At 68.3% G+C, this 20265-nt stretch carries 23 protein-coding genes and 5 pseudogenes; 7 read left to right on the top strand and 21 right to left on the bottom strand.

Translation table 11 applies throughout. The annotated features are described in order from the left end of the window. The 4 genes and pseudogenes from GNX96_RS09120 to guaB all read right to left on the bottom strand — a co-directional run. Positions 1-864, bottom strand: an 864-nt coding sequence (locus tag GNX96_RS09120; RefSeq protein WP_279579826.1) for a hypothetical protein, incomplete at its 3' end; no start/stop codon positions are given. Next, on the bottom strand, positions 861-1127 hold the full coding sequence (locus tag GNX96_RS09115) for a hypothetical protein (RefSeq protein ID WP_163567722.1): 267 nt from the start codon (positions 1125-1127) through the stop codon (positions 861-863). The genes GNX96_RS09120 and GNX96_RS09115, both read right to left, overlap by 4 nt. Before the next feature lie 390 nt (positions 1128-1517). Beyond that, positions 1518-2642 (bottom strand): annotated as a pseudogene (locus tag GNX96_RS09110) (GuaB3 family IMP dehydrogenase-related protein). A gap of 8 nt (positions 2643-2650) precedes the next feature. Continuing rightward, positions 2651-4162 (bottom strand): IMP dehydrogenase, encoded by a 1512-nt coding sequence (gene guaB, locus GNX96_RS09105; RefSeq protein ID WP_163567721.1) that lies wholly within the window; start codon positions 4160-4162, stop codon positions 2651-2653. A 348-nt stretch (positions 4163-4510) separates the two neighbouring features. On the opposite strand from guaB, the gene GNX96_RS09100 reads away from it, so the two are divergent. Further along, positions 4511-4954 carry a DUF5319 domain-containing protein gene (locus tag GNX96_RS09100; RefSeq protein ID WP_279579841.1) on the top strand — a complete coding sequence of 148 codons (444 nt, stop codon included), beginning with the start codon at positions 4511-4513 and terminating at the stop codon, positions 4952-4954. A 63-nt stretch (positions 4955-5017) separates the two neighbouring features. Here GNX96_RS09100 and GNX96_RS09095 read toward each other — a convergent pair whose 3' ends face one another. The 6 genes and pseudogenes from GNX96_RS09095 to GNX96_RS09070 all read right to left on the bottom strand — a co-directional run bounded on the left by GNX96_RS09095 (position 5018) and on the right by GNX96_RS09070 (position 8449). Next, positions 5018-5485 carry a hypothetical protein gene (locus GNX96_RS09095; protein WP_163567720.1) on the bottom strand — a complete coding sequence of 156 codons (468 nt, stop codon included), beginning with the start codon at positions 5483-5485 and terminating at the stop codon, positions 5018-5020. A 20-nt stretch (positions 5486-5505) separates the two neighbouring features. Next, the gene (locus GNX96_RS09090) at positions 5506-5841 is read right to left on the bottom strand and encodes a hypothetical protein (protein ID WP_163567719.1); all 336 of its coding nucleotides are present in this window, start codon (positions 5839-5841) and stop codon (positions 5506-5508) included. A 58-nt stretch (positions 5842-5899) separates the two neighbouring features. Then, positions 5900-6500: pseudogene (gene shbA, locus GNX96_RS62940) on the bottom strand (RNA polymerase sigma factor ShbA). 276 nt (positions 6501-6776) lie between these two features. After that, the gene (locus GNX96_RS09080) at positions 6777-7328 is read right to left on the bottom strand and encodes a hypothetical protein (RefSeq protein WP_163567718.1); all 552 of its coding nucleotides are present in this window, start codon (positions 7326-7328) and stop codon (positions 6777-6779) included. A 210-nt stretch (positions 7329-7538) separates the two neighbouring features. Further along, on the bottom strand, positions 7539-7709 hold the full coding sequence (locus GNX96_RS09075; RefSeq protein ID WP_163567717.1) for a hypothetical protein: 171 nt from the start codon (positions 7707-7709) through the stop codon (positions 7539-7541). Next, positions 7706-8449 carry a MerR family transcriptional regulator gene (locus tag GNX96_RS09070; RefSeq protein ID WP_163567716.1) on the bottom strand — a complete coding sequence of 248 codons (744 nt, stop codon included), beginning with the start codon at positions 8447-8449 and terminating at the stop codon, positions 7706-7708. The genes GNX96_RS09075 and GNX96_RS09070 overlap by 4 nt, the downstream gene beginning before the upstream one ends. Before the next feature lie 407 nt (positions 8450-8856). Between GNX96_RS09070 and GNX96_RS09065 the strand changes: the two genes are divergently transcribed. Then, a complete protein-coding gene (locus GNX96_RS09065) occupies positions 8857-9159 on the top strand; it encodes a WhiB family transcriptional regulator (protein WP_163567715.1) in 303 nt (100 codons plus the stop codon). 410 nt (positions 9160-9569) lie between these two features. On the opposite strand, the pseudogene groL reads toward GNX96_RS09065, so the two are convergent. Further along, positions 9570-11197 (bottom strand): annotated as a pseudogene (gene groL, locus GNX96_RS09060) (chaperonin GroEL). A gap of 101 nt (positions 11198-11298) precedes the next feature. Continuing rightward, positions 11299-11607 carry a co-chaperone GroES gene (gene groES / locus GNX96_RS09055; RefSeq protein ID WP_163567714.1) on the bottom strand — a complete coding sequence of 103 codons (309 nt, stop codon included), beginning with the start codon at positions 11605-11607 and terminating at the stop codon, positions 11299-11301. A 324-nt stretch (positions 11608-11931) separates the two neighbouring features. Between groES and GNX96_RS09050 the strand changes: the two genes are divergently transcribed. From GNX96_RS09050 to GNX96_RS50255, 5 genes are all read left to right on the top strand, one after another. Further along, positions 11932-12570 carry a hypothetical protein gene (locus GNX96_RS09050; RefSeq protein WP_163567713.1) on the top strand — a complete coding sequence of 213 codons (639 nt, stop codon included), beginning with the start codon at positions 11932-11934 and terminating at the stop codon, positions 12568-12570. Between the two features lie 25 nt (positions 12571-12595). Next, positions 12596-12805, top strand: coding sequence for a hypothetical protein (locus GNX96_RS09045; protein ID WP_163567712.1), 210 nt, complete (start codon positions 12596-12598; stop codon positions 12803-12805). A gap of 72 nt (positions 12806-12877) precedes the next feature. Further along, positions 12878-13210, top strand: coding sequence for a hypothetical protein (locus GNX96_RS50265; RefSeq protein ID WP_279579824.1), 333 nt, complete (start codon positions 12878-12880; stop codon positions 13208-13210). A 1-nt stretch (position 13211) separates the two neighbouring features. Beyond that, positions 13212-13649: a hypothetical protein gene (locus GNX96_RS50260; RefSeq protein WP_279579823.1), complete on the top strand. Its 438-nt coding sequence runs from the start codon at positions 13212-13214 to the stop codon at positions 13647-13649. Next, positions 13565-14050, top strand: coding sequence for a THUMP-like domain-containing protein (locus tag GNX96_RS50255; protein WP_279579822.1), 486 nt, complete (start codon positions 13565-13567; stop codon positions 14048-14050). The genes GNX96_RS50260 and GNX96_RS50255 overlap by 85 nt, the downstream gene beginning before the upstream one ends. Positions 14051-14115: 65 nt before the next feature. Here the strand turns inward: GNX96_RS50255 and GNX96_RS09035 are convergent, their stop codons facing one another. From GNX96_RS09035 to alr, 9 genes and pseudogenes are all read right to left on the bottom strand, one after another. Then, positions 14116-14373 carry a transcriptional regulator gene (locus GNX96_RS09035; protein ID WP_313885609.1) on the bottom strand — a complete coding sequence of 86 codons (258 nt, stop codon included), beginning with the start codon at positions 14371-14373 and terminating at the stop codon, positions 14116-14118. Positions 14374-14425: 52 nt separating this feature from the next. Then, entirely contained in the window at positions 14426-14887 is a 462-nt protein-coding gene (locus GNX96_RS09030; RefSeq protein ID WP_163567711.1) for a hypothetical protein, read from the bottom strand. Between the two features lie 64 nt (positions 14888-14951). Then, entirely contained in the window at positions 14952-15206 is a 255-nt protein-coding gene (locus tag GNX96_RS09025) for a hypothetical protein (RefSeq protein ID WP_279579821.1), read from the bottom strand. Positions 15207-15209: 3 nt separating this feature from the next. After that, the gene (tsaD, locus tag GNX96_RS09020; RefSeq protein ID WP_163567737.1) at positions 15210-16259 is read right to left on the bottom strand and encodes a tRNA (adenosine(37)-N6)-threonylcarbamoyltransferase complex transferase subunit TsaD; all 1050 of its coding nucleotides are present in this window, start codon (positions 16257-16259) and stop codon (positions 15210-15212) included. After that, positions 16259-16726, bottom strand: coding sequence for a ribosomal protein S18-alanine N-acetyltransferase (gene rimI, locus GNX96_RS09015; RefSeq protein WP_163567736.1), 468 nt, complete (start codon positions 16724-16726; stop codon positions 16259-16261). The genes tsaD and rimI overlap by 1 nt, the downstream gene beginning before the upstream one ends. A 103-nt stretch (positions 16727-16829) precedes the next feature. Further along, positions 16830-17447: pseudogene (gene tsaB, locus GNX96_RS62935) on the bottom strand (tRNA (adenosine(37)-N6)-threonylcarbamoyltransferase complex dimerization subunit type 1 TsaB); the annotation flags it as partial. Between the two features lie 11 nt (positions 17448-17458). Beyond that, entirely contained in the window at positions 17459-17920 is a 462-nt protein-coding gene (gene tsaE, locus GNX96_RS09005; RefSeq protein WP_163567709.1) for a tRNA (adenosine(37)-N6)-threonylcarbamoyltransferase complex ATPase subunit type 1 TsaE, read from the bottom strand. After that, positions 17917-19128 (bottom strand): alpha/beta fold hydrolase, encoded by a 1212-nt coding sequence (locus GNX96_RS09000; RefSeq protein ID WP_163567708.1) that lies wholly within the window; start codon positions 19126-19128, stop codon positions 17917-17919. The genes tsaE and GNX96_RS09000 overlap by 4 nt, the downstream gene beginning before the upstream one ends. Then, positions 19125-20245, bottom strand: a pseudogene (gene alr / locus GNX96_RS08995) (alanine racemase). The gene GNX96_RS09000 and the pseudogene alr overlap by 4 nt, the downstream one beginning before the upstream one ends. Positions 20246-20265 lie beyond the last annotated feature (20 nt).

Below are 20265 nucleotides of genomic sequence, written 5' to 3'. Positions count from 1 at the left end.
GAAGGCGATGCGCCGGGGTTGCATGGCTCGGTCGGCGATGCGCCGGGGCCTGCTCGGTTGGGTCGGGGTGTAGATGGTCTCGCCGTAGCAGATGCGGTCGACCAGCAGCGACGGCTCCAACATCACCACGTCGACCGGGCCGTCGAGCTCGCGCGGCGACACGGTGGCCGGTACGACGCCCGGATACTGCGGCGGGAAGGTCGCACCGGGCAGGGCGACCAGCGGGAGCACTCTCACGCGGAGGGCGTCGGAGACCGCGTACGCGCTGACGGCCGCCGCGTCCAGCAGCAGGTCGTCCATGCTGCGGTTCTCCACCGCGACCCGGCGGGTGGCCGAGACGTTCAGCTGCAGGCGACCGATCGCGTCGGCGACCATCACGCCGTAGACGCCGGTCTGGGCCACCACGTACGCGTCGAACTGCAGGCGGGCGCCGAAGTCCCGCGGCACCGACATCTGGTGCAGCACGGTGGCCTTGCGCGGCGCGTCCGCCAGCCGGTCGATGATCTCGCGCTGCTCACCGGTGGACTGCTCGTACAGCCGGGACACCCGGGACCGCTCGCGCACCCTGGTGACGTAAGCGCCGACAGCGCCGGTGCGCCAACACAGGTACGTGGCAATCATGGTCCATCCGATCAGCACAGTGACGCCGGGCGCGAGCAGCGCCAGCGGGCCGGCCGCGGACGCGTTGATAGCCCAGCACACCATGATGCTGAGCCAGGAGCTGCGGGAGGGCAGGAGGACGGCCAGCAACCAGACCAGGACGCCGGTGAAGAGGATGGACCCGGCGGACTGGCTGAGCTGGATCACCGGATCGGCGGCCGGGCCGTGCAGGCCAGCCACCGCGGCCACCACGGGAGCGGTCACGGCCCACCACATGATGGCGGTGGCGGTGCCGACGACACTGTGCCGGCGCAGGCCGACCACTGCTCGACCACGATCGCGATGCCGACCAGACCGGCGGCGATGACTAGCGCGAAAACTGTTCGTGAGTCGATGCCCCGGCGGTGCCGATGGGCACCTGCGCGGGCTCCCTCACCCTGTTCGAAAGCCGCGGAGCCCATCGCCAGGAACGACCGGCGGACGCCGCTTGGGGCACGTTGCGTGCCGCCCAGCCGCATGGACGACATTTGCCTCCTCCACGCCCCGGGCAGGGACGGATTCACACTGCGACCGGGCCCCCCGCGGTCGACGTCTGGCGAACGCATGCAAGTTATGTACGCGCAATTGTGAGCCATCGCTACGCCGGTGTAGGCGACGCCCCATGGTGGCAGAAACACGGTGGGTAAGGCTAGGAATCCGCCAGAAAAATGTGGTCAGAACATCTTAGTGCGATAAGTAACACACAAAATATTACCAGCGCGCGTGATTCGTTGGCGACTCTGTGTCGACATCCGATGTCCAGAGGGTTAATCCTTGCCAATTCAATCATTTATTGGGACCACGCTTCGCCCTGCGGGACAACGCAAAGATCCATGCCATCGGGTTGCCGTTGCATACAGAGTCGTACGCAGCAGCACTCAGTTCCGATCCAGCACCAGTTCCACTTTCTGGAACTCCTTCAGATCCGAGTAACCCGTCTTGGCCATCACCCGGCGCAACGCGCCGAACAGGTTCTTGTCACCGTCCGGACTGTCCGCCGGGCCCAGCAGCAACTCACGCAGAGTGCCCAACGCCTCCTCCGGCGCGGCCGCGAACTGGCCGCGCGGCAGCTTCGGATGCGCCGCCACCGACTCCCACCAGGCGCCCCGAGCGGGCGCTTCGGCGGCTCCGGACAGCGGCTCGCCGAGCATCACCGCGTCCGCGCCGCAGGCGATCGACTTGGCGATGTCACCGCTGAAGGTCACGTCGCCATCGGCGATGACGTGCACGTACCTGCCGCCGGTCTCGTCCAGGTAGTCCCGCCGGGCGGCGGCCGCGTCGGAGATCGCGGTCGCCATCGGCACCCGGATCCCGAGCACTCGATCGGTGGTGCTCCACGCGCGTCCGCGCCGATGCCGACGATGACCCCGGCCGCGCCCGTACGCATCAGGTGCAGCGCGGTCTTGTAGTCCGCGCAGCCGCCGACAATGACCGGAGTGTCCAGGTCCGCGATGAACTGCTTCAAATTCAGCGCACTGTCCACATTGGACACATGTTCGGCCGAAACGATGGTGCCCTGGATAACCAACAGATCCACGCCGGCCGCGAGCACCGTCGGGGCCAGGTCCTGGGTGTGCTGCGGGGAAATCCGGACCGCCGTGGTCACGCCGCTGTCCCGAATCTGCCGGATCCGTTCTTCGATCAGGTCCTTCCGCACCGGCTCGGCATAGATTTCCTGCAGATAGCCGGTGGCACCGTCGGCTTTCTCGGAGATCTGCTCGAGCAGCGGGGCTCCGGATCCGAGTAACGGCACCACAAACCCTCGGCGTCCAGCACGCCGAGGCCGCCGAGCTGACCGACCGCGACCGCTGTTCGCGGGGGCTCATGATCGCGTCCGACGGGTGCGCCACCATCGGGATGTCGAACCGGAAGGCATCGATCTGCCAGTGCGTCGAGACCTCGTCCACGTCCCGGGTCCGTCTGGAGGGCACGATCGCCACGCTGTCCAGCCCGTACGCCTCGCGGGCACTCTTGCCCATGCCGATCTGCACGATGTCACCCATCTTCAGCCTCAGCGGCCGGAGTAGTTCGGGGCTTCGACCGTCATCTGTACGTCGTGCGGGTGCGACTCGCGCAGCCCCGAAGCGGTGATCCGGAGCAGCTTGCCGTGTCGCTGCAGCTCTTCGATCGTGGTGGCACCAACGAAACCCATCGACGCCGCCAGCCCGCCGACCAGCTGGTGGGCGACCGCTTCCAGCGGGCCGCGGTAGGGCACCTGGCCCTCGATGCCCTGCGGCACCAGCTTGTCGTCGGAGAGCACGTCGTCCAGGCCGTACCGATCCTTGGAGTACGAGCGGGCCTGGCCGCGGGACTGCATCGCGCCCAACGAGCCCATGCCGCGGTAGGACTTGAATTGCTTGCCGTTGATAAAGATCAGCTCACCCGGGCTCTCCTCCACGCCGGCCAGCAGCGAACCGAGCATCACCGTGTCAGCGCCGGCGACCAGCGCCTTGGCGATGTCACCACTGGCCTGGATGCCGCCGTCGCCAATCACCGGCACGCCCGCCGGCCGGGCCGCACGGGCCGCGTTGTTGATCGCGGTGACCTGTGGGACACCCACCCCGGCAACGACTCGGGTCGTACAAATAGAGCCTGGCCCCACGCCCACCTTGACCGCGTCCGCGCCGGCCTCGACCAGCGCCCGGGCGCCTTCCTCGGTCGCCACGTTGCCGCCGATGACCTCGACCGTGGTGTCTTTTTTGAGCATCCGGACCATGTCCAGAACCATCTGCGAGTGCCCGTGCGCGGTGTCCACGATCAGCACGTCGACACCCGCGTCGATCAGCAACCGAGAGCGTTTGTAGGCATCGTCGCCAACGCCGACCGCGGCCGCCACCACCAGCCGGCCGGAGGCGTCCTTGGTGGCCAGCGGGTAGGCCTCGCGCTTGGCGAAGTCCTTGACGGTGATCATCCCGGACAACCGGCCGGAGGCGTCGACCAGCGGCAGCTTCTCCACCTTGTGCCTGCGAAGCAGGCCGAGCGCGGTCTGGGTGTCCACCCCGACCGGGGCGGTGACCAGCGGCATCGGGGTCATGACCTCGCGTACGTTCCGGGAGAAGTCGGTCTCGAACCGCATGTCCCGGTTGGTGACGATGCCGACCAGCAGACCGCCCTCCTCGACCACCGGCACGCCGGAGATCCGGAACTTCGCGCACAGCTGGTCGACATCGGCGAGGGTGTCCCGCGGCGAGCAGGTGATCGGGTTGGAGATCATCCCGGCCTCGGACCGCTTCACCAGGTCGACCTGGGACGCCTGGTCCTCCGCTGACAGGTTCCGGTGCAGCACCCCGATGCCACCCTGGCGGGCCATCGCGATCGCCATCCGGGCCTCGGTCACGGTGTCCATCGCGGCCGACAGCAGCGGGATCCGCAGCGAGATCGACCGGGTCAGCCGGGTGCTGGTGTTGGCGCCGCTGGGCGCGATCCGGCTCTCCGCGGGCAGCAGCAGCACGTCGTCGAACGTGAGGCCGATCGGCAGGTTCATGTCGGGCACCGGCGGGAAGTCGGACTCAGCGGCAGCCATAGAAGCGGATCTCGATTCCCCGGCACGCGGCCGGTAAGGCGATGAGGTGGCTGGGAAGGTCATTCCATCGTAGCGATCCTGTTCGCCGCCCTGATCAGGCCCGGTACGTGCCGTTCCCCACCACCGCGTACGTCCGCTGAGTGAGCGGCACTGGCGCACGGCGGTCTGCTCGCGCGTTGCGCGGTGGCCGGCACGTTGTCGGCTGGCGGGCGGCTCGTCCTCGGTTGGCGGGTGGCTCGTTGCCGGTTGGCTGGCGGCTCGTACGATCAAGATCAACTCCGCCCGGCGCTGCCCAGAGGCAGGCCGGTTCGGCCGGCGGGCTACGGTGGTGGCGTGCACGAGGAGCCGATGGACCCGTTCGCCGGCGATCCCGCCGACCCGACCCGGGCACTCGACAACACCGAGCTGGACAGCGCCAGCGCGATGCCGCTGAGCCCAGCCGAGCGCCAGGACGTGCTTGACGACCTGGCCGACCTTGAGGTTTATGAAGCGCTGCTCGCTCCCAAGGGCTATCTCGGCCTGGTGGTGGAGTGCGAGGACTGCCAGATCCCGCACTACTTCGGCTGGAGCCTGTTTCGCGCCAACCTCCGCCACCTCCTGGAAGCCGGCGAAAGCCGCGTCCACGAGCCGGCCTACAACCCGAACCCAGCGCACTACGTCATCTGGGAATATGCCCGCGGCTACGCCGACGGCATCCAGGACGGCCGCTGCCGACTCCGACGAGTAGTTCGTCGCCGCATCGGGCTACCACAACGTCAAGTTCGCGACACCATAGTTGTTGATCTTGATTAGTTGGCCTATCCAAAACGGATATTTTAGACCGATGTCCGTTTTGGGTGGGCCAACTAACCAAGATCAACACCAGTCAGCCACGGCGGGAATCTTAACGCTGGTACGGCGGCTGGGCCTTGTCCGATCCGTCGTTTCCCGGCTTGGTCGGGCTGATCGTTGGAGTGATCGGGGAGCTGGGCGATCCGGCGGCGGAGCCGGTGGGCGCTGGGGCGCCCGGGTGCGCGGTGGCGGACGGTCGCGGGTCGCGGCGCGCGCCAGGGTGTTCGGCGCCGATTGCTTCGCGGCACCGGTTCCCGGTGAGCCGGGGGCAGTGGGTCGGCCGGAGGCCGGGGGCTCGCCGCGTAGCCGGGCGAGCTGGTTTTGCAGGTCCTCAAGGCGCGCCTTCAGCGCGACCGCTCCGTCGGTGGGTTGCACGTCGGCCAGCGCGGTCTGGGCCTTCGCGAGTTGGTCGGCGGCCACGCTGAGCTGGCCGGCGTGAATGGCCGCCTCGGCCTTGTTCAGCATCGCGGTGACCTCGTGCGAGGACTGCACCGATCGGGCCCGCTCGGTGTTCAGGGCCAGCGCGATCGGCCAGAACGTGCTGTCCGGTCCGGCCCCGGTGGCCGCAGCGACGCCGCCGACCGAGCCGATGCCGAAACACCGCGACCGCAGCGCGCGACCAGGATCTTGCGACCGGCGCGGCCGAAGAACCGGGGGGGGTTGTTCGCCGGCTCGCGGACCGGACCGGCGCCGACCGGCTCGCGCGGCGCGGAGATCTCAATGGTGTTGCCGGCCACGTCCAGGTCGGCACGCCAACGGAACAGCAGGTCGACGACCGGGTCGCCGTTCACGCCGTGCGGGCGGTCGCCGCGACCAAGCGCGCTGACCAGCGACTCGTCGCGGTTCAACGCACCAATGTCAACGGCGGCTTTTTGCGCTTGCCGGACTCACGGGGGTCTCGAAAGCTCATGCCGACACCTCGTTGGCACTCGACTGCACCATCTCGCGAAGCCTGTTCAGCGCGCGGTGCTGGGCCACCCGTACGGCACCTGGCGACATCCCCAGCACCGAGCCGGCCTCCTCGGCGGACAGCCCGACGGCGACCCGCAGCAGCACGACCTCACGCTGAATGTCGGACAGGTTGCCCAGCAGCTCGTGCACCCGCGCGGCCCGATCAGCCGCGAGCGCGGCCTGCTCCGGGTCGTTGGCAGAGTCGATGACGTCCGGCAGAACCTCGACAGGCTGGCTGAGATCACGGCTCGCGCCGCGATGCGCGTCCGAAACTTTTGTGTGAGGCGATCCCGAAGACGAACGCGCTGAAAGGACGTCCGACATCGCGATAACGGGGAAGGGCAGACATCACCGCGATGCACACCTCCTGAGCCACGTCGTCCGCTGTCGTGTACGCGCCGCCACCGGTGCGCCCCAGACGAGCCCGGCAGTAACGGACCACCATTGGCCTGATGCGGGTAAGCAACTCGGCGATCGCCTCGGAGTCCACGGGGTCCACTGAGGCGGCGCGGGCGGCGATGGCACTGAGCTCCCGCGCCGTCGTCCTCCCATCCATCGCGGCGGTGATCCCTCTCGTTACGGCTGTGACCACATTCGGCACCTGTCGCCGAACAGCAGACGGTAAACCCTGGAGGTGGGCCGACGACACTCTATCGTCCGCCCCGCTCCGGTACGTAAGCCCGGTGGGACTGTCCGCACCCGGACAGTTCGGAAAATCAGCCTAGACCAGCGCATATACCGGCGGCGGGGGCCATTTTTCGCGGCCGTACGGTCACCCTCAGCTGCCGTTAGGTGGCAGGAATCCTTTCCTCTTCGGCTCTTGCGATGTCGGTCACACCGTGAAACGCCGTACGTCCGAACGGCCGAGCCATTCCAGCCGTACGTCCGAGGGCAGCCCATCGGCGATCTCGCCGACCGCCGCCACTGCCTCCGCATGCCACGCCTGCCGCCGGTTCGGATCGTGGTCGGCGAGCACCGCGGCCACGACCCAGCCGACCGCGGGCGCTGGGTACGCCCGCGCCGCCGCAGCCGCCTCGACCAGGTCACCGAGGCCGGCCTCGGCGCGGCCGCCGACCACCTGGGCGACCCCGGCGAAGAGCAGACTCTTGGCGAGGTGCCAGCGAAGACCGGCCTGCCGGGCCAGCGAGACGCATTCGGCCGACCCAGAGACCGCCGCCGACGCGTCACCGCTCATCAGCGCGATCTCGGTGGCCACCCAACCGGCCAGCACTCGTACGGCAGCGTCCTCGATCGATCCGGCGGCGGCCAGCCACTGCCGGGCCAGCGACGGATCCGCCGTACCCACCGCGTCCGCCGCCAGCCCCAGCCGGGCGGGACGCCTGGAGCGTCCGGTTCTCGACGGCCCGCTCGGCGGCTTCGTCACACTTTCGAGCGTCCAGATACCGGCCAAGTTGGCGAAGTGTCGATGCTCGCGCGATCACTCCCAGTGACGTCTGGTCCACTCCGATGGGATCGTCGCGGATCAGACCGACCGGATCGGGCGCACGCTCGTACGCGGGCGTGGCGGCCAGCACGACTCCGTATTCACCAACTGCCGCGGACCGGGCCAGTCGCGACCCGAACTCGTCCACAGTCAGGATGAAACGGCATGCATGAGAGCACTGACGGCGCTGTCGAGGCCGCGTACGTGTCGCGCCTTGCGGGGCAGCGCGACGGACTGCCAGCCGGGGCCGGCGGTGATGATCTCGGTCCGCGGCCGGGTCACTGGCAGGCTCGCCAGCACGGCAGGATCCGCGGTCGTCATGGACTCCGCCCACAGCAGCAGCGCGGCCGCGCCGGTCTTGCGGACCGATGCGGCGAGCGCGTCGGCCGGCACCGAAGAAGACCCAGGTTGCGGACCGCTATGTGACGGTCGGCGAGCACCGCCGCGAGCACCGAAAGCGGCAGCTGGTGGTGCTCCCCCGGCGCACAGCCGAACAACAGCGGGCGGCGCCCGACCGGCTCGGCGAGCCGGGCCGCGTAGTCGCGGAAGGCGGTGTCGGCGGCATAGCCGACGAGCCGCTCCACGGCCGTACAGTCCGCCGCGTTCGGCCACCGGCGGGACGCCGCGTCGAGCACTGGCTCAACCAGGTCACGCCAGGTCAGCAGTGCTCCGTGGGCGGCGATCGAGCGGCGGACAAGATCGCTCACCGCGGCCGCGGACATGCTGTTGGCGGCGCGTACGAGATCGCGCTGGACGGGTGTCCCCGCCGGCGGCGCGACCACGTTGACCGCGGTCGAGGTGCGCTGCGACGGGGCGCGGGAGACGCTGCCAGCGCGCGCGTCGGTGGACAGCACCGAACGGGCCGCGTCGGCCGCCGGCATGCCAGCCAAGGTGAGCCTGCGCATTGCCTGCAGCCGGCCCAAGTCTCGCTCGGTGTAACGCCGGTGGGTGCCACTCTCGTGCCCAGACGGCCCCAGGCCCCAGGCGTACCGCCGCGCCCACGTCCGCAACGTCGCTGGAGCCACCCCGAGCCGGCGGGCCACCGCCGCTACCGTCAGCACTAGCTCGACCTCTGCGGCCCCGCCGTCGCCGGTTTGACCGGCGCCGTCGGGCTCGGGTTGGTGCGTGCTTAGCTGGACCGACACAGGTGTCAGGATCGCACGGGATTTGCGGACGGCAAGTCGAGTTTTGGTTTTCCTCGTCCACATCGGGGCGGATTTCGGGCCGAACTGGTGGCCCTGGCAGGGCGCTTCCGGTAAGTCATATTTTGCGGTGAAAAGCCCGTTTGGCAAGAAGTTACAGAAAGCGATGATTCGACGGTGATGACAAACGTCGAACAATGTTTGCAACGAACCTCTTGAACAACCTATGGCGCGGTTGTACGGTCGCCGTTATGGGTCGGGCCGATGGTCCGACTTTTGGGGGCGGTAGTGCTTGCTGTCGCCGGTGTTTCAGCGAGGAGGCAGTGATGGCCGATGTACGTCGGCTGCCAGGTCCCACTGCCGATCTGTGGGACTGGCAACTCAAGGGCGCTTGTCGAGGGGTCGACAGCGCTCTGTTCTTTCATCCAGAGGGGGAGCGCGGCCCATCCAGGGCACGCCGGGAAAACGAAGCCAAGGTCATCTGCGCCTCGTGCCCAGTCCTTGAGTCGTGCCGCGAGCACGCACTGAAGGTCCGGGAGCCGTACGGCGTCTGGGGTGGCCTGTCAGAGTCCGAGCGGGAACAGGTGATCGGCACCGGGCGACCGGCGCTGTCCGCGCAACTGGGGTAACCGCGCGGCCTGCCAACCCAGACAATCGGTGTCCGCTGGAGCTCCGGTTGCCCATTCCGAATGGGCAACTGGCGCTCCGTCGGGCCCGATTGTTCTGTTTTCTCCATGGGGTGCGGCGCGAAACTGTCGTACGTGTCTGTTTTTCTTTCCCCCTCCCTTTGAACGGGCGGGGGGTGGGTCGAGAGGTGGACCTTGATTTTTAGTTGAACATTGGGTCTCGAACCCACCCCCCACCCGTCACTGGGTGGGGCGATTTTTCGGGTCGGGTACGACAGTTTCGCGCCGCACCCTAGCCGTACCGTTACATTCGCGCGTGACCGGGGACTTGGCGCGCGTGGCCGGAGAAGCAGGCGCAACAAAGAACAAGGCCCGCGGTCGGGAAGACCGCGGGGGCTGCGAAGAGCGTCTAGCTAGTGGCCGTGACCATGGCCGTGGCCCTGGCCGTCGTCACCGACCGGCGCCTCTGGCTTTTCCACCACGAGGGTTTCGGTGGTGAGCAGCAGGCCGGCGATGGACGCGGCGTTGAGGACCGCGTTGCGGGTCACCTTCACCGGGTCGACGACGCCGTCGGAGATCAGGTCGACGTACTCACCCGTCTCGGCGTTCAAACCCTCGCCGATCGGCAGGTCGGCGACCTTGTTGATCACGACGCCGCCATTGAGGCCGGCGTTCTCGGCGATGACCCGGAGCGGCGCGGTGAGGCCCTTGCGGACCACTGAGACACCGGTGGCCTCGTCGCCGGTCAGGCCCAGGCCGTCGGCGAGCTCGGCGGCGACGTGAACCAGCGCGGAACCGCCGCCGGGCACGATGCCCTCCTCAAGCGCCGCACGGGTCGCGGAGACCGCGTCCTCGATACGGTGCTTGCGCTCGCCGAGCTCGACCTCGGTGGCCGCGCCGACCTTGACCACCGCGACGCCGCCGACCAGCTTGGCCAGCCGCTCCTGGAGCTTCTCTCGGTCCCAGTCGGAGTCGGAGTTCTCGACCTCGGCCCGGATCTGCGCGACCCGGTCCGCCACGTCCTGCGCGGAGCCGCCGCCGTCGACGACGACCGTGGTGGCGTCCTTGGTGACGGTGACGCGCCGGGCCGTACCCAGCACCTCGATGCCGACGTCGGACAGCTTCAGGCCGACGTCCTCACTGACCACCTGCGCACCGGTCAGGATCGCGCGATGTCCTGCAGCATCGCCTTGCGGCGGTCGCCGAACGCGGGCGCCTTGACGGCGACCGTGACCAGCGTCTTGCGGATCGCGTTCACGGTGAGCGTGGAAAGCGCCTCGCCCTCCACGTCCTCCGCGATGATCAGCAGGGTCTTCTTGGCCTCGGCGACCTTCTCCAGGATCGGGAGCAGGTCGGCGATCGCGGACACCTTGCCGGAGACGAGCAGGACGTACGTGTCCGTGAGGACCGCCTCGCCGTCCTCGACGTTGGTGATGAAGTGCGGCGAGATGAAGCCCTTGTCGAACTGCATGCCCTCGGTCACCTCAAGCTCGGTGACCATGGTGTTCGACTCCTCGACGGTGATCACACCGTCCTTGCCAACCACCTCGAACGCCTTCGCGACCAGCTCGCCAATCGTCTGGTCACCGGAGGAAATGGTCGCCACGTGCGCGACCGACGCGTTCCCGGAGACCTCGACGGCCCGCTCGAGCAGCAGCTCGGAGACCTTCTTGGCGGCCAGGTCGATGCCACGCTTGAGCGAGATCGGGTTCGCACCGGCGGTCACGTTCTGCAGGCCGGCGTGTACGAACGCGTTCGCCAACACCGTGGCGGTGGTGGTGCCGTCGCCGGCCACGTCGTTGGTCTTGGTGGCGACCTCCTTGGCCAGCTGGGCGCCAAGGTTCTGGTACGGGTCGGTCAGGTCGACCTCGCGGGCGATGGTGACGCCATCGTTCACGATGGTCGGGGCACCGAACTTCTTCTCCAGCACGACGTTGCGGCCCCTGGGGCCGAGCGTCACCTGCACAGTGCTGGCGAGCGTATTGACGCCACGTTCAAGGCGTTTGCGAGCGTCATCGGAATAACGCAGGATCTTGGACATTAAGTGTCAGTGGTCCCTTCGGACGTCCCAGCCCCACACGCCGAACGCCCCGGGTGGCGCACCAGGAATCTGGCGGCTCCGGGGCGGCGGCGCTGCGGAAGCTACTTCTCGATGACCGCGAGGACGTCGCGGGCGGAAAGGACGAGGTACTCCTCGCCGCCGTACTTGACCTCGGTGCCGCCGTACTTCGAGTAGATAACGACGTCGCCGGCGGCGACATCCAGCGGCACACGGTTTCCGTTGTCGTCGAAGCGGCCGGGACCCACCGCAACTACGGTGCCCTCCTGCGGCTTCTCCTTGGCGGTGTCTGGAATGACGATGCCGGATGCGGTCGTGGTCTCGGCCTCGTTGGCCTGCACCACGATGCGGTCCTCAAGCGGCTTGATCGTCACCTTTGTCGCGGTGGTCACGTGCTGACCCTCCTGGGGCTTGATCGTCTTGTATGCAAGTCGGCCCACCGTCGATCCGTCGTCGCGGGTGCCGGATCGAAGCGCGGGGTTAGCACCCTCACGGGGAGAGTGCTAATGCCGAAGGTTATTCCGAGGCTGGCACTCCGTCAACCCGAGTGCCAGTCCAAGGACAGTCAATCACGTCCATAAGGAGAGGGTCTGTACGGACCAGTCGTCCAGGTTGACGCCCACTGTGGGCCGGGTCACCCAACCTTCGCACCGGCTGCCGCGTCTCAGGGGCAAGTCGTCGGTACGGGGGCGGCGGTCTCATAGAGGAGAGCGAAAATGACTACTACGCAGTCGAAACGGCGCATCCTGGTGGTCGGCGTGACCGCCGGCGTGCTGGTCGCCGGCGGGCTCGGCGTCGGCACCGCGTACGCGGCGTCCACATACTTCCACCCTTCCCAGCCGGTGGCAGCCAGGTCGGCTACCCAGCTCGGCGGGGCCGGTACGAACACGAATACGAACACCGCTACCGGCGGCGATCCAGCACCGGCAGCCGGGCAGAACGCCGCCGGCAACACTGGTACGCCGGTGGCCAACGGGATCCCGGTCAGCGCGACCAGCATCCCGACCACCCCGCAGGCGTACGCGAAAGAGGCCTTCGAGGCCTGGCGTACGCAGCAGACGGCCCGGCTTCGGCAGCTGACCACCGCGGCGTCCTACAAGCAGTTCCAGAGCATCCCCCGACAGACCAGCGGCCGGGTCTGGTATTTCAGCAGCTGCTGTGACGCCGGCGCCGGCCAGATCTACTGCACCTTCGCGGCGTACCCGACCGGCGACACGGTCGTGGTGCACCTGCCCAACGGGCCGTCGACCGCGCACGGGATCGTCGCGCGCGGCCTACACCGCCGGCGGGCACGCCACACTGCCAGCGCGGAGTGTCCCGGCGTACGCAAAGGCCGCCGCGACCGCTTTCAGTGACCAGAACTACGACCTGCTGGCGCACGTGACCAGCCAGGCCGGTTTCAAGGCGCTGCTGGCGCAGCCGCTGCCCGGTGAACAGACCTGGGGCAACCCCAGCTGCGATGTCGGCGCCGGCAACATCTACTGCACCCTGAAGAGCAAGCAGGGCGCGACGATCGTGCTGCACGGCGACAACCAGGTCCCGGGCGGCGACTTCCCGCGGGTGGATCTGCAGAGCTACCACCGGGCCTGATCTGACTTCCCCGATACCGAGGCCGGCGTCCCCTGGGCGCCGGCCTCGATGTGTGTCGGGGAGGATCACCCGGTGAGTCTGACCGTGGCGACGCTCGCCCAGCTGCGTACGAGCGCAGGCGCCACGCTGTTGGCCGAAGCCACCGCGCGAGCCGGCGACGACCTGGTGCGTACGACCGCGGCCCTGCGAGCCACCGGGCAGGATCCTGAGTTGGTGGCAGCTGCCCTGACGACCGTACGGCTGCGGCAGCGGGCCGCGGTTCGGCTCGGCGAGCCGGCGCACCGGATGTTCTTCACTCCGGACGGCGCCGAGCAGATCACCCGGCCGGCGGTGGCCGCCCACCGAGCGACCCGTTTATGCCGGCATCTCGCCGGTCGCGGACCTCTGCTGCGGGGTCGGCGGTGACATGCTCGCCTTCGCCGCCGCCGGCATCGCCGTCGAAGCGATCGACGCCGACCCGCTGACCGCCGCCATCGCGGCCGCCAACGCCCAGGCGCTGGGCCTCGACGACTGGGTGACCGTACGCTGCGACGACGCCACCGCCGTCGAATTAGCCACTTTCGCCGGCGTTTTCTGCGATCCGGCCCGGCGGTCCGGAGGCCGGCGGACCCCGGACCCGGAGTCGTACGCGCCGCCGTACTCGTTCGTCCTCGACCTTCTCCGCAAGATGTCTTACGCGGGAGCAAAACTCGCGCCGGGGCTGGATCATGCGTTGATCCCCCGACCCAAGTCGAGGCGGAATGGGTCTCCGATCGCGGGGTGCTGGTCGAGCTTGCGCTTTATTCGCAGGGTTTGGCGACCGCGACCCGGCGGGCCACCGTGCTGCCAGCCGGCGCCACCCTGACCGGAGACGGTGCCCAGGTGGCGCCGGTCGGCGAGATCGGCGATTGGCTCTACGACCCGGATTCCGCGGTCGTACGAGCACATTTGGTCGCCGAACTGGCCGCCTTGTTAGGTGCGCGGCTGATGGATCCACATATCGCCTACCTGACCGGTCCGTTCGTCGAAACGGCTTTCGCTCGGGCGTACCCGATCGAGGAAGTTGCCCCGTTCTCGCTGAAAAAACTGCGGTCGGCGTTGCGGGCCCGCGATATTGGCCGGCTGACGATCCTCAAGCGCGGATCGGCGGTCGATGTGGAGCAGTTGCGCCGCGACTTGCGGCTGACCGGCTCGGCCGAGGGTTCGTTGGCACTGACTCGGATCGGCAGCCGCCCGATCGCGCTGATCTGCGGTCCAGGCCAGTGATTCAGGCGCTTTGTTCAGGCGCTGTGTTAGGCGCTTTGTTCAGGCGCTGTGTTTAGGCACATTGTTCAGGCGCTTTGTTCGGGCACCACGGAGGCTTCGATAATCCGCCGCAATGCCGCGACATGACCTTCGAAAGCCGATCTTCCCCGCTGGGTAAGGCGAAGTTTCGTACGCCTGCGCCGGCCGGCGCCTTCCTTGCGCACTTCCACATAGCCGGCGTCCTCCAAAGTGGACACCTGCTTGGACAGTGCCGAGTCGCTCAGTCTCAGCGATTCCTTCGCGAAGGAGAACTCGGCCCATTCGGTGGCCGCCAGCAGCGCCACCAGCGACGCCGGGTGGTCGGGTGGATCAGCTCGTCGAATCCGTCGGGAGCACTCATGCCTGGTCGCGCCGGGCCCACCGGTCCAAACGCGGCAGCACCAGGAACACCAGCAGCATGAAGACCAGTGCCGTCAGCAGGCCTGTCATCGTGCCAGCCAACGCGACACCGGCCGATCGCAGCAGCGGCTCCGAGACCGCGACCACGATCGCCAGCACCGCGCCGAGCAGGATGGCGCCACCCACCAGCCTGGCCGGCTGGTAGTCGGTCCGGTGCGGGCGTACCCGCGACCGTTTCAGCGCCACAAGAAGTGCCGTGATAACGACGAAATACACCGCGACCAGGCCCAACACGGCGATCGGCGGCAGGTGGACATCACCCACCGCGAACACCACGAACAGCGCCACCGCGATCCCGCCGGAATACCAGATCGGCAGTTTTCCCGTCGACGACCGGACTTTTTCCTGGCTTTCGTCGACCGTACGCATACTCGAACGGGCTTCTTCTATGTCCATCATGTCCACACCTCTCGCGTTGACTTGCCTACCAGGAAAGTTAACACTGACTTTCCCGATAGGCAAGTCAACGCTCGACGGAGAAGAAGTCGTACGTGTTCGGGCCGGACGAGATCAAGTGACTGGGCGGCGCGGGCGGGTCGGCCGGCTCCTCGCGCCAATGGCTGATCGCGACGATCCGGCGGTCGGTGGACGACAGGATTTCGCAGCCGAAGCAACCAGGATGGCGTTCCAACTCGACCGCGGCCACCTCACACATCCAGGACAGCACCTCGGCGTACGCCTCGGGGAAGGTCATCACCTCCCACATCCGGACGATCACCGGTCAGACCCTGACCAGCTCGACCGGCATCGACGAGTTGGCCGCGATGGCGAGGTCGGACGGCGGCAGGCCGGCGGCCACCAGATGACTGCCCAGCGCGGCCACCATCGCGCCGTTGTCCGTACACAGGCCCGGCCGCGGCACCCGCAGCCGGATGCCGGCCTTGGTAGCGCGCTGCTCGGCGAGCTGGCGCAGTCGCGAGTTCGCCGCCACCCCGCCGCCAATCACCAGAGTTTCGATGCCCGCGGCCGTACAAGCCGCGATCGCCTTGCGGGTCAGCACATCGGTGACGGCTTCCTGGAAGGACGCGGCCACATCGGCGATCGGCACCGGCTCGCCGGCCCGTTCCTTCGCCTCGACCCACCGGGCGACCGCGGTTTTAAGGCCAGAGAAGGAAAAATCGTACGGATGGTCGATCAGGTCACGAGGGCCGGTGAGACCGCGCGGAAAGGTGATCGCCTCCGGGTTGCCGTCGCGGGCCCGCCGGTCGATATGCGGGCCGCCGGGGAACGGCAGTCCGAGCAGCCTCGCGACCTTGTCGAAGGCCTCGCCGGCAGCATCGTCCATTGTGGACCCGAGGGTGCGTACGTCCCCAGTCAGATCGTCGACTCGCAGCAACGACGAATGCCCGCCGGAGACCAGCAGGGCCATCGCCGGTTCCGGCAGCGGGCCGTGTTCGAGGGTGTCGACGGCGACATGCGCGGCCAGGTGATTAACGCCGTAGAGCGGTTTTCCGGCGGCCAGCGAATACGCCTTTGCCGCCGCCACACCGACCAACAACGCGCCGGCCAGGCCTGGGCCGGCGGTGACCGCGATGGCGTCCACATCGGACAGTCGTACGCCAGCGGTGTCCAGCGCGCGATGAATGGTCGGCACCATCGCTTCCAGGTGCGCCCGGCTCGCCACTTCTGGCACCACTCCGCCAAAACGGGCATGACTGTCCACACTGGACGCAATGGCGTCGGCCAGCAGAGTTTGGCCCCGCACGATGCCGACGCCGGTCTCGTCGCAGGAAGTCTCGATCCCCAGCACCAAAGGCTCGGACTGCGCCATCACATCTCCCGTACCATCACTACGGCGTCCTCGCCGCTTGGTTGGTAATAAGCCTTGCGTACGCCGACAGGTTCGAAGCCTCGGATGGCATAAAGCCGCTGAGCGATCGCATTGCTGGCGGCCACTTCCAGGGCGACCTGCGGCGCTTCCTGGCGTACCGCCTCGGCCAGCAGGTCGTCCAGCAGCCGGGCACCGAGGCCGCGGCCCTGTCGGTCGCGGCGGACCGCGATGTTGTGCACCCAGGCCGAATCCGGCCCATGCGCGAGGCCCGCGTAGCCGACGACCTCGTCCAGACCTTCCACCGCGACCCGGTAGTAGCGGTCGGCGCCGGCGAGCTCGGACCAGAACATTCCGGCCGTCCACCGCTCGGCCCCGAAAAGGTCGTCCTCGATCACCAGGATCGGATCGATATGCCACCAGCGCATCCGGTCGATGATGACCGTCGGCGCATCCGCCTGGATGCTCATCGGTTGACCTTTTTGCGCTCTCCCGGCTCGGTCGCGTCCGGCCGCGCAGGTAGAGCGGGGTCAACGGCTCGGTCGGCGCGCCGGCCCGGACCCGGTCGGCTGCCAGCCTCGCCATCGCCGGCATGGACGGATATTCCGGGCCGGTGACGGGCAGTCCCAATATCTCGGCGTATTGGGCCGCGCCCGCTCCGGCCGCGCGCTCGACAGCGTCCATGTTTTCCCGTACGGCCGCGGGCTTGTCGACGGACGGTCCGTTGACTCGCGCGCCGGCCGCGTCGTAGGTGGCCCAGTAGATCTCCTTGCGCCGCGCATCCGTCGCCACCAGCAGCGGCCCGCCGAGCCCCGCCGCGATGGCGTCGAGCGAGCACACGCCGTACGCCGGGATCTGCCGTGCGTCGGCGATCGCGGCGGCGGTGACCAGCCCCACCCGCAGGCCCGTGAACGGACCAGGACCGACGCCCGCGACCACCGCGTCGAGCAGGTCGATCCGAATGCCGGCCTTGTCCAGGCAGCCCGCAATCAGCACGGCGAGCGCCTCGCCGTGCCGCCGGCCGTCCACCACCTGGTCTTCGGCGACCATTGTCAAGCCGTCGGTGGTGACCTCGGCGATGCCGACGCTGACGGCCGGAGTGGCGGTGTCGAGTACAAGCGGAACACGGATACGGAGCCTACCTACCGGCGATGTCCGATGCTCACGCCGTGTGTTGATTCCCCGCCCCACCCGCCGCGAGCTCAGCTCGACGAAAGCCGGGCTGGCCAGGTGGTGCCGTGCGCGACCAGCTCGGCCTGGCGTTCCTCGGAGTCGTCGCGGCGAGCGATCCGGACCTCCAGGTAGTCCTCGGCCAGCCGGTGGGCCACCGCGCTGCCCCATTCCACGACAGTGACGGCGTCCTCGGCGGTCACGTCGAGGTCCAGCGCGTCGATCTCACCGGCCAGGTCGGGCGAGTCGCCCAGTCGGTACGCGTCGACGTGGACCAGCGGAACGCGGCCGTCGGTGTGTACGCGGGCCATGATGAAAGTCGGGCTGGTGACCGGCGAGCGTACGCCGAGACCGGCCGCGATGCCCTGGGTCAGCGCGGTTTTCCCAGCGCCCAGCGGCCCGGTCAGCACCAGCAGGTCGCCGGGTTTGAGCAGCTTGGCGAGTTTGTGCCCGTACGCTTTGGTATCGGCCGGGGTGGGCAACTGCTGGATCATGCCGACTTTTCCTTACGCCGGACCCGAAGAAAGCGGCGGCGCTCACTGGAGCCGGCTTCCTTGGCCTTTTTGGCCCGCTCGGAGCGGGCTTGCTTGATGCGGGATTCGGGGACAGTGCGCGGGGCGCCAGCCGATCGCAGGGCGCGTTGCAGGAAAGCGGCGATATTCGCGTTCACGATGTCCGCCTGGGCCATCAGTGCGAGATGCCCGCCGGACTCCAGTTCCACGAATTCCGCGCCGGGCAGCAACCGGACCATTTCCTCGCTGTGCTGCACCGGCGTCAGCAGGTCGTCGTCGGCCGCCACCACCAGGGTTTCGATGCCGTCCACCACTTCCAGCGCGGCATAGCGGTGATGCTCTGACAGCGTACGCAAATAGCCGGCGATAATGTCACTGGACGTGGACGAAATCATCCGCTCCACATAGGACACCAACGAGGGCGATGCGGCGAAATCGGCGAAGGCATAGCGGCGGGTGAGCAGCCAGGCCACGTCCGAACCGAGCCGCCGAATGCCATCCACGATGCCGGGCGAGACTTTCAGCGCAGCGGTTAGTGCCGGCGTCAGCGGCTTACGGCTTTTCGCCAGCGGTGCGGGCATTCCCAGCGCGACCGAGTCGAGGTCGCCGGCCGAGGTGGCGATCAGCCCGACGCCGACCACCCGGTCAGCGAACAGCTCCGGATCCTGCTCGGCCAGCGCCATGATCGTCATGCCGCCCATCGAATGGCCGATCAGCACCAGCGGGCCTTTTGGCGCCACCTGGGCGATAAGTGCGGCCAGGTCACCGCCGAGCTCGTCGATGGAATAGTCGCCGGAGGGTTTGCGGCTGCTCCGGCCATGCCCCGGCTGGTCGTAGAAAACCATCCGGAACCGCGGATCCGAAACCCTGGAAAGGCCGCGGCGCTGGAAATGCCAGGTGCCCATGTCCAGGCAGAATCCGTGTACGAACACCACGGTCAGCTCGGGCGCGGCCCGATCCCGGTCCGGCTCCACGATTTCGGTGTAGAGCTCGACGCCGTCCGGGCCGGTCACGATCCGCTCCTGATCCGCTGGCAGCAGACCAAAAGGCTCGGTCGCGTACGGGTCGTCGTCGCCGGCTTTGCGGACCCGGCCGACCGCGAAACGCTCCACCGCGAGGCCGGCGGCCACCCCGGCCGCGGCGACGCCGACCAGTCCACCAATCAGACCGGCATTCTTGATGCGGCTCACGCAGTCTCCTCGCCGACGTACGTCCGTGGCACCCGCGCGCCGACGCGGGTCACGATTTCGTAGCTGATGGTGTCCAAAGCGGCCGCCCAGTCGTCCGCGGTGGGCTCGCCGTGGTCGCCCGGTCCGAACAGAATCGCGTCCTGCCCAACCTCGACCGGATCGTCGCCCACATCGACCACGAACTGGTCCATGCACACCCGGCCGGCGATCCGATGCCGCCGCCCGGCCACCCACAGTGGGGCGATATTGCTGGCGTGGCGCGGAATTCCGTCGCCATAGCCGAGCGGCACCAGGGCGACCGTGGTTTCGGTTTGGGGTGGTGTAAATATGCCCGTACGAAATGCCATGGCCGGCCGGCAGCCTTTTCACCACGGCTACCGAGCCGCGCATGGTCATCGCCGGCCGGGAGGCCAAATTCCCCTGGGACAGGCGAATAACCGTAAATCGCGATCCCCGCTCGGACCAGATCGAAATGCGCGTTCGGCAGGCTGAGCGCGGCCGCGGAATTGGCAAGGTGCCGCAGCGGCGGGTCAACACCCAGCCCCGCGGCCACTTCCAGCGCCTCAGCGAAAGTCTTCTGCTGTGCGGCGATGCTCGGATCGCCCGGCTCGTCGGCTCGGGCGAAATGGCTCCAGATGCCGGTGATCTCGACGGTCCCGGCGGCCGCGTGTTTGGCGGCCGCGTCGACCAACGCGGGCCACTCGGCCGGGCCGACCCCGCCGCGGCCGAGCCCGGTGTCGATCTTGAGCTGGATCCGGGCCGTACGACCGGACGCCTCGGCGGCGGCGACCACATCCTCCAGCAGCCAGCCGGTCGCCACGGACAGCTCGACATCGGCCTCCACGGCCGCCCGCAGTGGCTGGTCAGGGGCGATCAGCCAGGCCAACAGCGGCGCGCTGATGCCGGCCGCCCGTACGGTCAGCGCCTCGTCGAGGGTCGCCACGCCGAGCCAGGTGGCGCCGCCAGCGAGCGCGGCCCGGGCCGCCGGCACGATCCCGTGCCCGTACCCGTCCGCCTTGACCACCGCCATCACCTCGGCGTTGGTCCGCCCACGCAGCTCGCGCACGTTGGCGCGGATGGCGGCCAGGTCGATCCTCGCCTCGGACTGCAACGACATGTCGTCCAGTCTCCCAGGTT

This window comes from Fodinicola feengrottensis (genome assembly GCF_010993775.1).
GTDB classification, from domain to species: domain Bacteria; phylum Actinomycetota; class Actinomycetes; order Mycobacteriales; family HKI-0501; genus Fodinicola; species Fodinicola feengrottensis.
Note: the sequence above shows the minus strand (reverse complement) of the source record. Positions and strands in the feature narration are given on the sequence as shown.

Excerpts from the sequence above, each read along its gene's own strand:
- tsaD (WP_163567737.1), bottom strand. The coding sequence starts at position 16,259 with ATGGCGCAGTCCGAGCCTTTGGTGCTGGGGATCGAGACTTCCTGCGAC.
- GNX96_RS09075 (WP_163567717.1), bottom strand. The coding sequence starts at position 7,709 with ATGACGACCGCGGATCCTGCCGTGCTGGCGAGCCTGCCAGTGACCCGG.
- GNX96_RS50260 (WP_279579823.1), top strand. The coding sequence starts at position 13,212 with ATGCTCGCCTTCGCCGCCGCCGGCATCGCCGTCGAAGCGATCGACGCC.
- tsaE (WP_163567709.1), bottom strand. The coding sequence starts at position 17,920 with ATGATCCAGCAGTTGCCCACCCCGGCCGATACCAAAGCGTACGGGCAC.
- guaB (WP_163567721.1), bottom strand. The coding sequence starts at position 4,162 with ATGGCTGCCGCTGAGTCCGACTTCCCGCCGGTGCCCGACATGAACCTG.
- GNX96_RS09100 (WP_279579841.1), top strand. The coding sequence starts at position 4,511 with ATGGACCCGTTCGCCGGCGATCCCGCCGACCCGACCCGGGCACTCGAC.
- GNX96_RS09115 (WP_163567722.1), bottom strand. The coding sequence starts at position 1,127 with ATGTCGTCCATGCGGCTGGGCGGCACGCAACGTGCCCCAAGCGGCGTC.
- rimI (WP_163567736.1), bottom strand. The coding sequence starts at position 16,726 with ATGAGCATCCAGGCGGATGCGCCGACGGTCATCATCGACCGGATGCGC.
- GNX96_RS09065 (WP_163567715.1), top strand. The coding sequence starts at position 8,857 with ATGGCCGATGTACGTCGGCTGCCAGGTCCCACTGCCGATCTGTGGGAC.
- GNX96_RS09030 (WP_163567711.1), bottom strand. The coding sequence starts at position 14,887 with ATGATGGACATAGAAGAAGCCCGTTCGAGTATGCGTACGGTCGACGAA.
- GNX96_RS09050 (WP_163567713.1), top strand. The coding sequence starts at position 11,932 with ATGACTACTACGCAGTCGAAACGGCGCATCCTGGTGGTCGGCGTGACC.